General features: G+C 73.9%; 6 protein-coding genes. 1 reads left to right on the top strand and 5 read right to left on the bottom strand.

The genetic code is table 11. From position 1 onward, the window contains the following. Positions 1-17: 17 nt before the first annotated feature. From ACFYMO_RS10875 to ACFYMO_RS10885, 3 genes are all read right to left on the bottom strand, one after another. Positions 18-953, bottom strand: a complete 936-nt coding sequence (locus tag ACFYMO_RS10875; protein ID WP_366773180.1) for a class I SAM-dependent methyltransferase — start codon at positions 951-953, stop codon at positions 18-20. A gap of 135 nt (positions 954-1,088) precedes the next feature. After that, a complete protein-coding gene (locus ACFYMO_RS10880; RefSeq protein WP_366773179.1) occupies positions 1,089-2,627 on the bottom strand; it encodes a hypothetical protein in 1,539 nt (512 codons plus the stop codon). After that, on the bottom strand, positions 2,627-3,901 hold the full coding sequence (locus ACFYMO_RS10885) for an acyltransferase family protein (protein WP_388545640.1): 1,275 nt from the start codon (positions 3,899-3,901) through the stop codon (positions 2,627-2,629). Before ACFYMO_RS10885 ends, ACFYMO_RS10880 begins: the two co-directional genes overlap by 1 nt. 181 nt (positions 3,902-4,082) lie before the next feature. Here ACFYMO_RS10885 and ACFYMO_RS10890 point away from each other — a divergent pair, with 181 nt between their 5' ends. Next, entirely contained in the window at positions 4,083-6,671 is a 2,589-nt protein-coding gene (locus tag ACFYMO_RS10890; RefSeq protein ID WP_388545643.1) for a glycosyltransferase, read from the top strand. Here ACFYMO_RS10890 and ACFYMO_RS10895 read toward each other — a convergent pair. Together ACFYMO_RS10895 and ACFYMO_RS10900 are read right to left on the bottom strand one after the other, a co-directional pair. Continuing rightward, positions 6,629-8,941, bottom strand: a complete 2,313-nt coding sequence (locus ACFYMO_RS10895) for a hypothetical protein (RefSeq protein ID WP_366773176.1) — start codon at positions 8,939-8,941, stop codon at positions 6,629-6,631. The two genes, ACFYMO_RS10890 and ACFYMO_RS10895, sit on opposite strands and share 43 nt — an antisense overlap. A 125-nt stretch (positions 8,942-9,066) precedes the next feature. Beyond that, positions 9,067-14,121 (bottom strand): NAD-glutamate dehydrogenase, encoded by a 5,055-nt coding sequence (locus ACFYMO_RS10900; protein ID WP_366773175.1) that lies wholly within the window; start codon positions 14,119-14,121, stop codon positions 9,067-9,069. Positions 14,122-14,210: the final 89 nt, after the last annotated feature.

A 14,210-nucleotide genomic window follows, 5' to 3' on the forward strand; every position in this document is an offset into this window, starting at 1 on the left:
CGGACCCGCCGGGCCGGTCAGCGGCGGGCGCGGCGCACGGCGCGAGTCATCAGCGGGGGCAGCAGGTCGACGGCGAGCCGCCGGACGGCGGCGGCACGGAGTGCGGTCCCCCGGGCGGCACCGGACCCGGCGTGCCGGGAGACGGGCAGCACCGGCGGGTCGGCCTTGCGCGCCCCCACCAGCAGCAGCCCCCGGCCCGCCACCTCCTGCCACTGCAGCCAGCACTTGCCGCGGGCCCGCAGCTCGGCGTGCAGGGCGTCCTGCCAGGGTTCCGGGTCGCCCCAGGTGCCGTAGAACTTGTGGCCGGACACGCAGACCGGCCGCAACCCGTCCTCCAGCACGGCCTGCCAGGTGGCGCAGGCGACACCGGGTGTGTGGTCGGAGCGGTAGTCGTCCAGGACGACGAGCCCGGCCGGGCCGAGGGCCCTCCGCGCGGCGGCGATGTCCCCGCGCACGTGCGCGTACAGGTGGGAGGCGTCCACGTGGACGAAGCGGCAGCTGCCGTCCGTGACCTCGTCGGGCACCGCTGTCGTCGGCGCCTGGAGGATCCGCGGCAGCTCGTCGTGGAAGGAGAGGTAGTTGGCCTCGAAGGCGCGCCGGGTCAGCGTGGGGTAGGAGCGGCGCAGCTCGCGTCCGTTGGCGTCGTCGGGCGCGGACTCGGAATCGAAGAGGTCGCAGACGGTGAAGCGTTCGTCCGGGCCGTTGAGGTATCCGCCGGTCAGGACGGCGCTCTTGCCGAGATAGGCACCCATCTCCAGCAGGTCGCCGCGGTGCTGGAGTTCGCGCTGCCGGGTCAGGAACCAGTCGAAGAGGATCAGGTCGGTGCGGTAGAACCAGCCGGGCACCTCCTCGAAGGTCCGGGGCCCGGGCGGTTCCCGGCCGTCGGCGGTATCGGCTGCGGAGGCGTCGGCGTCGGCGGGCAGAGACCGGCCGGACGAGGCGGTGGTCGTCATGGGGAGGCGCTCTCCTCGGTACGGGTGCGTACGGGCTTCCCTGGCACCTGTACCGCCCGCCGGGGCACACCGGAGCCCGCCGCGCCGCGCGTCGGCAGAGCTTCGGCGCACCGCAGCGCCGCGGCCATCCGGGGTTCAGCCGCCGTTCGCGGTCCGGCCCGGCACCCGGGTCCCGGCCGAGCGGGGCGGCACGGCCCGGCCGTCCGCCGGCCACCGGCCGCTGCCGCTCTGCGGGGCGCGCACCCGGGGGAGCCGCCCGTCGGGCGCGGCGTCGTCACCCGCCTCCGGCGCGGCCCGCCCGTGCAGCCATCCGGGGATCGACGGTTCCACCAGCGGCCAGAGGACCTGCCGCACATGCGGCAGCCCGAGCAGCATCGTGAGCCCCACGGCCAGCACCGTCGTCCCCACCACCGCCAGCAGGCCGCCGGTGACCACCGCCTGGTAGCCGCCGGTCTGCCGGACGGCCTCGACGACGAGTCCGTGCAGCAGGAAGGGGTAGAGCGCGCAGGCGCCCAACACGGTGTAGCCGGTGCGGCGTGCGGGGACCAGTGCGAGGAACGCGGCCACGAGCACTCCGCCGAGCACGAACAGCGCGAGCCGCACGACCACGTACGGCAGCGGGCGCAGGCCCAGTTCGTGGGCGCCCGCCTCCATCAGCAGCCAGTCGCGGCTCACCCGGGGCGCCGCCCACCAGGCGCCCGCCGCGGCGGCGGCCAGCACCGGCAGTGCCCAGCTGCGTGCGGCGCGGCTGCGCAGCGGGCGCAGCCGGCCGGCGTGCAGCCGCAGCCCCAGGACGAACCACGGCCAGTACATCAGCACCTGGGACAGGGCCAGTTCGTCTCCCAGCTCGGTGAACCCGGCGGCGACCGACAGCAGCGCGGCGAAGGCCACCGGCCAGCGGACGGCCCGCCACAGGGGCGCTGTCAGCCGCCAGGCGAACAGTGCCAGCAGGAACCAGCACGCGAAGGAGGGCCGGGTCGGGGTGACGGCGAAGGGCTGCTCCCAGAAGAGGGTGCGCATCCCCCCGAAGGCGGCCTCGAAGACGAGGTAGGGGACCAGCAGGTGGGTCAGCAGCCTGCGCATCTGGTCGGGCCGCCCGGTGAAGTTCCGCGAGAGGTGGCCGCACAGCAGCGCGAGGGCGGGCAGATGGAAGGAGTACACCAGCAGCGAGGCGGCCTCGACACCGCGCATGGCGTCGGCGACGGGTGCCCAGTTGTGCTCCAGGACGACGAGCAGGACCAGCAGGAACCGTGCGTTGTCGAGGAACGGGTCGCGTCCGCTCTGCCGCCCCGCTGCGGAGGCGCCGCGGGCCGGCCGGTGGGGTCCCCGGGCCCACCTCCGGTGCGGTCCCCCGGCCGCTCTCTCCGGGCCGCCGGAGTCGCCTTGGCGCGCCCCCCGGGCCTCGTCCGGCGCGCCGCGCTCCCCCGGCCGCCGGGTGCCCGAGGAGGGCGGTGCCGGGGCGGGCGCGGGCAGCCCGGCGGCGGGTCCGGGCGGCCCGGGGAGCGCGCCGCCGCCGGAGCCGTCCGGCCCGGCGCAGGAGCCCAGGGCCGAGACGGTGGGCGCGTACCGCGCTGCGGCTTCGCCGTCCGGCGGCGCGGTCCGCTGCGGTTCCGCGGCGCCGGGTGCGGTGCGCGACGGTGTCACGAAGCTGTCGGTGAAAGGGTCCCAGGCCATCACGCCGTCCTTGGCTCACTCGTTCCGGGCGAGCGTCCCCGGCGCCGCGGCCGGGTGAGGCCCGGCACCGGTGGCTCGATGAGGGGCCGCGCGAGCCGCCGTACGGGCGCGGTCGACAGCAGTACGGCGACGGCGGCTCCGCAGACCGTCAGCAGGCCGGCACCGAGCGGGCCGAGCGGACGCAGCGGCGCCTCCCAGCCGTAGCCGTGCGCGGCGGTGGTCAGCAGTCCGTGCAGCAGGTACGGGTACAGCGTCACGGCACCGAACGCGGTGATCCAGCGGGTGCGCCGCGGCACCACCGCGAGGAAGGCGCCGGTCATCAGGGCCGTCACCGCGAACAGCGCGAGCCGCACCAGCAGGTAGGGCAGCGTGCTCGCGCCCAGTTCGGCCTGGCCGTGGCTCATCCACAGCCAGTGCACATCGGTGCCCGGCGCGAGCGCGTACGCCGCGGCGCCGCCCGCGGCGAGCACCAGCGGGGCGCACCACCGCAGCGGGGCGCTGGTCCGCAGCCGGGCGAAGTGGGCGGGCCGCAGGGCCAGTCCGAGGACGAACCACGGCAGGAACATCAGCACCCGGGGCAGCGCCAGGTCGTTCCCGAGGGTGGAGGTGCCGGCGGCGAGGGAGACGAGCACGGCGACCGGCAGCGGCCGGGGGATCACCCGCCACAGGGGGACCGTGAGCCGCCAGACGAAGAGTGCGGCCAGGAACCAGCACACGAACGTGGGTTCGGTCAGAGTCAGCCGGAACGGCTTCCCCCAGGCGGCGGTCTCCACCGCGGTGTAGAGCACCTCGAAGACGAGGTACGGCACCAGCACCCCGGCCACCAGTCTGCGCAGTTGCGCGGGGCGTCCGGTGAAGCCGCGGGAGAAGTAGCCGCTCAGCAGGATGAAGGCGGGCATGTGGAAGGAGGAGATCCACAGATAGCCGGCCTTGACGGTGCGGGAGCCCTCGACGAGCCCCATCGGCCAGCTGTGGCCGATCACGACGAGCACGATGAGCAGGAACTTCGCGTTGTCGAGGAACGGGTCCCGGGCGGGGCCCCGCGTGCCGTCGGAAGTGCTGTCGGCGTCGGCGGCGCTGCCGGCAGCGCCGTGGACCGCACCGGAAGGTGCCCCGGGGTCGGCCGGCACCTCGGAAGCGACCACCGGCACCGTTCCGGCCGCCACCGGGGCGGCCTCCGCGGCCCCCGCCGCGTCCCCGGGCACGCCGGAACCGGCGGGCGGGCCGCTGTCGGCGCCGCCCGGCCCGGCTGGGTCGATGATCTTCGAGGCCATTGATCAGACAGTAGGCGCGGCGGCGGTCCGTCCGGTCGCGGCATGCCGCCGCGAGGGCCGAACGAGGGACATACGAGTGTTACGAGCGCATCCCCTCCCTTTTCACACCTCAAATAGTCGGTGGAAATCATCTGTTTTCGGACAGATTGACCTACGCAGCACGGAGAAGGGGAAGCCGCGGATGAAGATCGTGTTCCTGCTGGACAACGCCTACGGAATCGGCGGGACGATCAGGTCGACGGTGAACCTCTCCGGAGCGCTTGCCGATCGGCACCAGGTGGAGGTGGTCAGCCTCCGCCGGTCACGCCAGGAACCGGCACTCGTCTTCGACCCCCGCGTCACCCTCACCTCCCTCATCGACCTGCGCCGCTCCTCCCCCGGCTACGACGGGGACCACCCGGACTACCGGCGGCCCAGCGAGCGCTTCATCGAAGGCCGCGACCACGTCGAGCGCGGCATCGCCACCCGGCTGGGCGACCTGCGGGTGAAGGAGCTGCTGGAACAGTTGGACGCCGACGTCGTCATCGGCACCCGGCCGAAGATCAACGACTACCTCGCCGCCTACGGAACCGACCGCTACCTGCGCATCGGGCAGGAACACCTCACCCACGCGATGCACAGCGACCATATCCGCAGCCACCAGGACGCCGCCCTGGCCCACCTGGACGCCTTCGTCACGGTCTCCTACGCGGACGCCGCGGACTACCGCGCCGCCCTGCCCGAGGTGCGGGCCGAGATCACCTGCGTGCCCAACGCGGTACCCGCTTCGCAGGTCGAGCCCTCCGACGGGGAGGCGAAGCTCATCGTCGCCGCGGGCCGCCTCATCAAGGTCAAGCGGTACGACCGGCTGCTGCGCGCCTTCGCGCTGGTCGCCGGCGTCCACCCGGACTGGTCGCTGCGGCTGTACGGGCGCGGCCCGCAACAGGACGCGCTGCGGGCCACCCTGAACGACTGCGGCCTCCACGACCGCGCGTTCCTGATGGGCGTCCACTCCCCCATCGAGACGGAGTGGGCGAAGGGCTCCATCGCGGCCGTCTCCTCCGACGCCGAGTCCTTCGGCATGACCCTGGTGGAGGCCATGCACTGCGGCGTCCCCGTCGTCAGCACCGACTGCCCGTACGGACCGGGAGAGATCATCACCAACGGCGAGGACGGGCTGCTCGCCCCGCTGGGCGGCAGCGAGGAGACGACCGTACGCGGCTACGCCGACGCCCTGCTGCACCTGATCGAGGACCCGGACCTCCGCTCCCGGATGGCCGGTGCGGCCCGGGAGAAGGCCGCCCGCTACTGCCCCCGGCGGGTGGCGGGCGAGTACGAGGCCCTGATGACCAGGCTGCTGGCGGGACGCGCCGGCGCGGGCGCCGCCCCCGGCCGCGCCGCACCGGAGACCGCACCGCCGAGCGGCGGACCCGGACAAGCGGCAGGACCGACCCAGCCGGCCGGCCCCGGACGGACTCCCGGACCGGCACCGGCAGCCGCACCGGCGCCGACAGCGGAGACCGCGCAGCCGGCGGGCGACGCACAGCCGGACGGACCCGCACAGCCGGCGGGGGACGCGCGGACCGGGCCGGCAACACCTGGCGGGCCCGCGGCCCGGCAGCCCGCGTCCGCGGCGTCCACCCCCCGCACGGGCAGCCGGGGGCGGGTCGTACGGACCGCCCGCCGCCTCGTACCGCGGGCGTTCGTCCCCGCGCTGCGCCCGCTGGCCCGTGCCCTGCGACTGAGCGGAGGCACCCCGGGCGGCGCCGCCAAGGGGATGCGGCGCCCGGTGGCCCGGGCGCGGGCCGAGCGGGACGGGGCGCTGCTGGTCCGGCTCCGGGCCGACACGCTCCCCAAGGGCCCGGCGGTGCTGTCCCTGCGCCCCCGGCACCGGGACGACTCCGCACCCGTCCGCCTCCCGCTGCCGCCCCGCGACCGTGCGGACGCGGACGGCTGGATCGCCCTCCGGCTGGAGCGCTCCGGAGCAGACCTGCACGAGGCCCGGTGGGACGCCTACGTGGAGCGCACCTCCGACGGCGCGGCCAGACGGGTCAAGGCCCTCCTCGTGGAGACGGCACACCTGCTCACCATGCCGGCGCCGCTCACCGACGACGGCACCCTGAACCCCCGGATCCCCTATGTCACCAGCGACGGCCACCTCGCCGTGCGCGCCTGGTCCCGCGCCCGGCACGCGGAGATCACCTCGATCGAGCTGGGCGAGCACGGCTACACCCTCACGGCGCGGCTGTACGGCCAGGGCACGCGCCCGGCGCTGTCGCGGCGCACCGAGGAGCTGTCCGGTGGCCCGGTGCTGACGGCGGTGCCGCGCGACAACCCGCGCCAGGCGTTCGAGTTCCCCGGGCGGTGGAGCGGCGACGGCGCAGCGGGCACGGGCCGCACGGACACCGCGCGGATGGAGCTGCCCTTCGAGCTGCCCGCAGCGTTCGCCGACGGCGCCCCGGAAGGCGTGTGGGACCTGTGGCTGCGCCCCGGCCCCGGCCCCGAGCGGATGCGCATGGGGCGGCTGCTGGGCGACCTGCCGGACCGCAAGAGGACCGACGTCACCCCGCCCACCCGGCTCGGCGACAGCGGCCAGGCCGTGCAGCTCTACTTCTCGCTCAACAACAACCTCGTCCTCGCCCTGCGGACCCTCGCGCACCCCGCGGAGCAGGTGCGTCAGCCCGGGGCGGAACAGGCCGGGGCCGGGCAGGCCGCCCGGGGCGGGGCCGCGGCGGACGCCGCGAGCCGTCAGGACCGGTCGTCGGCACCGAGCGCCTCGACCCGCGCCTGATCCGGACCGGCCCGCGCCGCGCCCGGGCCGCCGCCCTCCCGCACATGCCGTGCCCGGGCCTCGGCCTCCCGCGCCAGGGCCTGCACGGCACGGTCGAAACGGACCAGCGAGGGCGGCTCGGCCGGGCCGAGCAGCCGCACCTTCAGCGCGGCGCGGGCGGCGGCGAGCGCGTCCTCCTCCGGGTGCCGCAGGGTCCGCAGCAGTCCGGGAACCCCTGCGCCGTCCGGACCCAGCACGGTCGCCGCGCGGACGGTGGGGAAGGCGCGACGGAAGCCGTCCTCGTCCATACCGCTGGTGTTGACGACCGCGTACGGCTTCTCGCTGCTGAGGTAGTCCGAGACCACCGAGGAGACGTCCGAGACGAGCACGTCGGCCTCGTTGAAACAGCTGAACAGCCCCGGCCTGGGCCCGTCCACGACCTGGTGCTGTCCGGCGGGCCGCGCCGCCCAGTACGCCTCCTCCCACCTGCGCTGGGCCTCGGCCGTCGCCCTGGCGCGGCCCGGCGCGGGAGCCTGCTGGCGCAGCATCCGCTCCACCTCGTCCGCGTGCCGCCGCAGGTCGGCGCGGGTCAGCTCCTCCAGCGCGCGGGTCGCCTCCTCCAGCACGGCGAGCGCCTCCGGATCCGGCTGCGCGCAGCCCTGCCCGACGCCCGCGCGGAGGACCAGCGCGCGGATGCGCCGGTCTGCTGCGCCGGCCCGCGGGTCGATCGACCCGGTCATCGGGTGCGGTTTGTACAGCAGCCGTACCTTCGGGTCGGCCAGCAGCGCCTTGACGATGTTCTCCCCAGCCGTGAGCACCGAGGTGTTGCCCGGATCGTCGGTGAACCCCTCCCAGGTGGGCGCGTAGAGCACGGTCAGCCGCCCGTCTCCACCGCCCGCCGCGCGCTCGTCGGCGTGCCGGATGGGGGCGAGCTGGGGGCGGCCGACCTCGACGACGTCCTTGTCGTCCACGCCGACCTCGGCGAGCCGGTAGCGCTCGCGGGCGGCTTCTCCGGCGACCCACACCTGGTCGTAGGCCTTGGCGTAGGGGTTGCAGGAGGAGAGTTTGTCGGACTCGCCGTGGTTGATGAAGGCGTGCTTGAGGGTGGGGATCCGCAGCGCCTGGGAGGTCTTGCCGGAGTTGGCCGGGTGCAGCAGCACCTTGAGCGTGGAGTGCTCCAGGTGCATCAGATGCGAGACCTTGGGGATGCAGACGATCGGGACGTCGGTGGCGTCGATCTTCTGCACCATGAACCGCTCCCGCAGCACGAGCAGCGGCCGCCCCTCCAGCTCCGCCAGCGTGGAGAGCCACATGTTCGCCTGGTACGCCGACGTCGTCCCGCCCGAGAAGTACATCGCCACCGTCGGCCGGTACTCCGCCAGCCAGCCGTCCAGCCAGGCCAGCGCCTCCTCCTCACCGGCCACCCGCCTGCCGGGCAGCAGCCGCCCGGCCAGGTGCGCGGTCCCCGCCAGCAGCCCGGCGCAGCAGCCCCAGGCCAGTACCGACGCCCACACCGGGTCCCCGGACGCGGCCGAGGCGCTCATCCCGGCCGTCGTGAGCGCTGCGACAGCCGTCAGCCGCACGGTCGCCCGCTGGGCGAAGAGCGCGGGCGGCGCGGGCGAGAGCCGCAGCGCGGAGGTGTCGATGTTGCGGGTGACCACCGGGAGCCGCCGCCGGTCGCGCACCGCGGCCGCGACGGCCTGGCAGGAGAAGTGCAGGATCCAGCAGAGCAGCACCGCGCCCGGCAGCAGCGCACCGGCCCCGGCCGGGTGCAGCACCCCCAGCCCGCCCAGCCCGCCCAGCAGCAGCGCGTCCCTCAGCAGCTGCCGCACCGGCGGGGTGAACTGCGCCCGGCGCAGCTCCCGCACCACCTGCTGCGCGCCGTAGGGCAGCAGCACATCGGTCAGCAGGCCCAGCAGCGCGCCCGCGACGACGAGGAAGGCGTGCGGGTGGGCGATGCCCAGTACCTGGAGCAGATAGCCGGCGGCCAGCAGCACCAGCGCCGCAGCGGACCCGGTCCGGTACCGCAGCACGGCGCGGCGCTGCCGCCGCAGCGCGGCGTCGCCCCCGGTACCGCCCGCGCGGTGCACGGCCACCGCCGTGCCGGTCCCGGAGCCGCCGGTGCCGGCCACCGGGTCGAGCACGAGCGTGTCGGCCTCGTCCACCCCCGGGGGACCGCCCGCGGCGTCCGGCCGCGGGCCGCCGTCGCCCGCACGGCTGCCGCCGACCGCGTCGCCGTCCCCGTGCGCGCCGCTGTCGTCGTTCGCGTCGTCCACTCCGTCCACCAGCACACCCACACTTCACCGTAGGCAGCGCCGGTGCGGCCCGTCGCGGCACAGGCGGCCGAACGCGTGACCGCCGCGCCGCGGGAAGGTCCCGCGGCGCGGCGGTCGGGGTGTCCGGTGCCGGACCCGGGTCAGCGGTTGCTGCGCAGCAGGGTGCGCATCGTCCGCATCGCCACCGAGAGGTTGGCCAGGTCGAAGGTCTCGGACGCCTGGATCTCGTCCAGGGTGGCCCGGGCGCGGACGAGGATCGCGTGGTTCTTCTCCTCCCACGCCTCGTACCGCTCCTCCGACGACGCGGCGCCGTCCCCGGCCGCCAGCACATCGGCCGTCAGCAGCTGGTGTGCCGCGTAGAGGTCCTCACGGATGGAGGAGCGGGCCATGGACTGCCAGCGGTCGGCACGGGGCAGCTCGCTGACCCGGCCCTGGAGCTGGGTGATGCCCAGCCGGTCCGCGAGGTCGAAGTAGACCTCGGCCACATCCATCAGGCCCATGTCCGTACGGCCCTCGACGGCCACCACGTCCAGCGCGGAGAACGCGGCCGCCGAGCCCGCCAGGCGCAGCGCCAGCTCCGAGGGGACACCGGCGCCCGACAGCTTGTCGTACACCCGCTGGTGCCACTTGAGGTCGTCGCCCTTGAGCAGCTTGGGCAGCTCTGCCCAGACCGCCTCGACCCGGTCGGCGAACAGCTCGATGGTGTCGGCCAGCTCCAGCGGCTGCGGGCGGTTGTTGAGCAGCCAGCGGGTGCCGCGCTCCACCAGCTGCCGGGAGCGCAGCCGGATGTCGGTCAGGACGTTGGCGGCGACCTCGTTGTCCAGCGACTCGACGGCGTCCCAGATGTCGCCCAGCCGGAAGATGGCCCGCGCGGCGGTGTGGGCGCGCACGATCTCCTCCGTGGAGGCCCCCGACTCCTCCATCATCCGGTGGACGAAGGTCGAGCCGGAGGTGTTGACCGTGTCGTTGACCAGCAGCGTGGTGACGATCTCGCGGCGCAGGGCGTGGTTGGCGATCTGCTGGCCGAACCGCTCGCGCAGCGGCTCGGGGAAGTAGGCGTACAGCAGCCCCTCGAGGTACGGGTCGTCCGGCAGCGAGGTGCCGATCAGCTCAGCGGTGATATTGATCTTGGTGTACGCGAGCATCACCGCGATCTCCGGCTGCGTCAGCCCCTGGCCGTTGCCGCGCCGCTCCCGCACCTGCCGGTCGGAGGGCAGGAACTCCAACGGCCGGTCGAGCTTGCCCTCCTTGGAGAGCCGGCGCATCTGCCGCTGGCTGGCCAGCAGCAGACTCGCCGCCTGTGCCAGCGAGTTGGCCAGCGCCGCGTTCTGCGCGTAGTTGTTGCGCAGCACCAGCATGCCGACCTCGTCGGTCATCTCCGCCAGCAGCGCGTTGCGCTGCTTGACGGTCATGTCCCCGTCGGCCACCACCGAGTTCAGCAGGATCTTGATGTTCACCTCGTGGTCGGAGGTGTCCACCCCGGCGCTGTTGTCGATCGCGTCGGTGTTGATCCGGCCGTCGTTCAGCGCGAACTCGATCCGGCCCAGCTGGGTGCAGCCGAGGTTGCCGCCCTCGCCGACCACCTTCACCCGCAGATCCTGGCCGTCCACCCGGATGGCGTCGTTGGCCTTGTCGCCGACATCCGCGTCGCTCTCCGTCGACGCCTTCACATAGGTGCCGATGCCGCCGTTCCACAGCAGGTCGACCGGGGCGGTGAGGATGGCCCGCATCAGCTCGGCGGGCGTCATCTTGGTGACCCCCGGCTCGATGCCCAGCGCCTCGCGCACCTGCGGGGTGATCGGCACCGACTTGGCGCCGCGGGGGTGGATGCCGCCGCCCTGCGAGATCAGCCCCGGGTCGTAGTCCGCCCAGGACGAGCGCGGCAGCTCGAACAGCCGGCGGCGCTCGGCGTAGGAGGTGGCCGCGTCCGGGTCGGGGTCGAGGAAGATGTGCCGGTGGTCGAAGGCGGCCACCAGCCGGATGTGCTCGGAGAGCAGCATGCCGTTGCCGAACACGTCGCCGGACATGTCGCCGACGCCGACCACCGTGAAGTCCTCGGTCTGGGTGTTGTGACCCAGCTCCCGGAAGTGCCGCTCGACCGACACCCACGCACCGCGCGCGGTGATGCCCATGCCCTTGTGGTCGTAGCCGGCCGAACCGCCGGAGGCGAAGGCGTCGCCCAGCCAGTAGCCGTAGGACTCGGCGACCTCGTTGGCGATGTCCGAGAACCTGGCGGTGCCCTTGTCGGCCGCGACGACGAGGTAGGTGTCGTCCTCGTCGTGCCGCACCACGTCCCGCGGGTGCTCGACCGCCCCGGAGACGAGGTTGTCGGTGACATCCAGCAGACCCGAGATGAACGTCCGGTAGCAGGCGATGCCCTCGGCCTGCCAGGCGTCCCGGTCGGCGGCCGGGTCCGGGAGCTGCTTGCCGACGAAGCCGCCCTTGGCGCCCACCGGCACGATGACGGAGTTCTTGACCTCCTGCGCCTTGACCAGGCCGAGCACCTCGGTGCGGAAGTCCTCCCGCCGGTCCGACCAGCGCAGGCCGCCGCGCGCGACCTTGCCGAACCGCAGGTGTACGCCCTCCACCCGCGGCGAGTACACCCAGATCTCGTACTTGGGGCGCGGCGCGGGCAGCTCCGGGATGGCCTGCGGGTCCAGCTTCATCGACACGTAGGTGTGCGGCTCGCCGTCGGCGTCCCGCTGGAAGTAGTTGGTGCGCAGGGTGGCGTTGATGACCGTCAGGAAGGAGCGCAGGATGCGGTCCTCGTCCAGGCTGGCGACCTGGTCCAGCGCCCCGGCCAGCTCCTCCAGGATGCCGTCCGTCAGCTCGTGCCCCGCCCACCGGCGCGCCGGGTCCAGCCGGGCCTCGAACAGGTTGACCAGCAGCCGGGTGGTGTGCACGTTCCCGCGCAGCGTGTCCTCGATGTAGGACTGGCTGAAGGTGGCGCCCGCCTGCCGCAGGTACTTCGCGTACGCGCGCAGCACCATCGCCTGCCGCCAGGTCAGCCCGGCGGAGAGCACCAGCGCGTTCAGCCCGTCGTTCTCGGCGCGGCCGGTCCACACCGCGGCGAACGCCTCCTGGAAGCGCTCCCGGGCCTCCTCCTCCAGACCGCGCCGGCCGTCCGGCATCCGCAGCCCGAAGTCGTAGATCCAGGCGTGCGAGCGGTCGGCGCAGCGCAGCTCGTAGGGCCGCTCGTCGACCACCTCGACGCCCATCGCCTGCAGTCCCGGCAGCACGGCCGAGAGGGAGACGGGACTGCCGGTCCGGTACATCTTGAAGCGGCGCTCACCCGGGCCCGCACCGACCGGCTCGTACAGGCTCAGCGAGAAGTCGCTCTCCTGCCCGCCCTGCACCAGCTCCTCCAGGTGCTGCAGGTCGGCGACGGCGGCCCGCGGCGAGAAGTCCGCCTTGTAGCCCTCGGGGAAGGCCCGCGCGTACTTCTGCGTCAGTTCGGCGGCCTGCTCCTCGCCGCACTCGGCGACCAGCGCCTCGTTGAAACCGTCCGCCCACGAGCGGGCCGCCTCGGCCAGCCGGGACTCGATACGCTCGATCTCCGCGTCGGTCAGCTCGGCGAGCTGGGCGCCGGGGCGCACCCGGATGACGAAGTGCAGCCGCGAGAGCACCGACTCGGTGTTCCACGCGGTGAAGTCGACGCTGGTGCCGCCCAGCTCCTCGGTGAGGATCTCGGTCAGCCGCAGCCGCACCGCGGTCGTGTAGCGGTCGCGCGGGAGGTAGACCAGCGCCGAGTAGTACCGCCCGTACTCCTCCTTGCGCAGGTAGAGCCGCAGCTTGCGGCGCTCCTGGAGGTAGAGGACGGAGGTGACGATGGAGCGCAGCTCCTCGACCGAGGTCTGGAACAGCTCGTCGCGCGGGTAGGTCTCCAGGATCTGCAGCAGGTCGCGCCCGGCGTGGCTGTCGGGCGTGAAGCCCGCGGTCTCCAGCACGTCGGCGACCTTGCGGCGGACCACCGGGACACGGCGCACCGACTCGGTGTAGGCGGCGGACGAGAACAGCCCGAGGAAGCGGCGCTCCCCCACGACGTTGCCCGCCTCGTCGAACTTCTTGACGCCCACGTAGTCGAGGTAGGACGAGCGGTGCACGGTCGCCCGGCTGTTCGCCTTGGTGAGGACCAGCATCTGGTGCTCGCGCGCCTTGGCGCGCGCGTCGGCGGGCAGCCGGTTGAAGGACGGCGAGACCGGGTGGCTCTCCTCGGTGCTGCGCCGCGGGTCGGCACGGAGGATGCCCAGCCCCGTGCCGGGCAGCGGTGCGAGGCTCAGCTCCTCACCGCCGTCGCCCTTCCCGGAGCCGTCCGCGCCCTCCTCGACGTCCAGTTCGTACTCGCGGTAGCCGAGGAAGGTGAAGTGGTCGTCGGCCAGCCACCGCAGCAGCTCCCGGGCCTCCTCGATCTCCTCACGCGGGAGCTCGTCGGTGGGCTCGCCGGGCAGCTCGTCGGCGATGCGCAGGGCCGCACCGCGCATCTTCTGCCAGTCCTCCACGGCCTCCCGCACGTCCGAGAGGACCCTGCGCAGGTCCGCGGCGATCTGCTTGAGGTCGTCGCGGTCCGTCTCGCGGTCGATCTCGACGTGGATCCAGGACTCGACCACCGCGTCGTGCGGCAGCTTCCCGTTCCCGGCCGCCCCGGCGCCGTCCCGCGCACCGGCCGCGGGCTCGCCGGCCCCGGCGGCCCGGGTGTCCGGCAACTGGGTGTCCGGCACCTGCGCGAGGTCGTCCCGGCCGACGGAGAGCACCTCCAGCAGCTTCCCGGTCAGATCCCGGCGGACCACCATCTGCGGGTGGATCACGGCGTGGATGCCGCGTCCCCTCCGCGAGAGCTCGTTGGTGACCGAGTCGACCAGGAACGGCATGTCATCGGTGACGACCTCCACCACCGAGTGCGTGCACGACCAGCCGTTCTCGTCTATCGACGGCGAGTACACGCGGACGTTCGCCGTGCCCTGCGGCCGCTCCTCGGCCAGCCGGTAGTGGGCGAGAGCACCTCCGAGGATGTCGACCGGATCGCGGTCGGCGAGATCCTCCGGCGCCGTGTGCAGGTAGTACCGCTGGAGATACGCACCAAGGGCGTCGTCCTGGGGCCCCTGGACCGGGTGGCGCCCCTGGGCCGGGCTCCGTTCAGCCACCCGTGCGGCTTCCGCCAGCCGCTCGGCCTTTGCTTCTTCCAGCTTGCTCTGCATGTCCTCTGGCTCCTGTCGCGCGCCGTTGCGTGACGTCGGGAAAATGAAGGCACGGCACCGGAACGACGCGGGGTCTCCGCTCGGGTCCG

The sequence above is a fragment of the Streptomyces sp. NPDC007025 genome, assembly GCF_042869455.1.
Classification (GTDB): domain Bacteria; phylum Actinomycetota; class Actinomycetes; order Streptomycetales; family Streptomycetaceae; genus Streptomyces.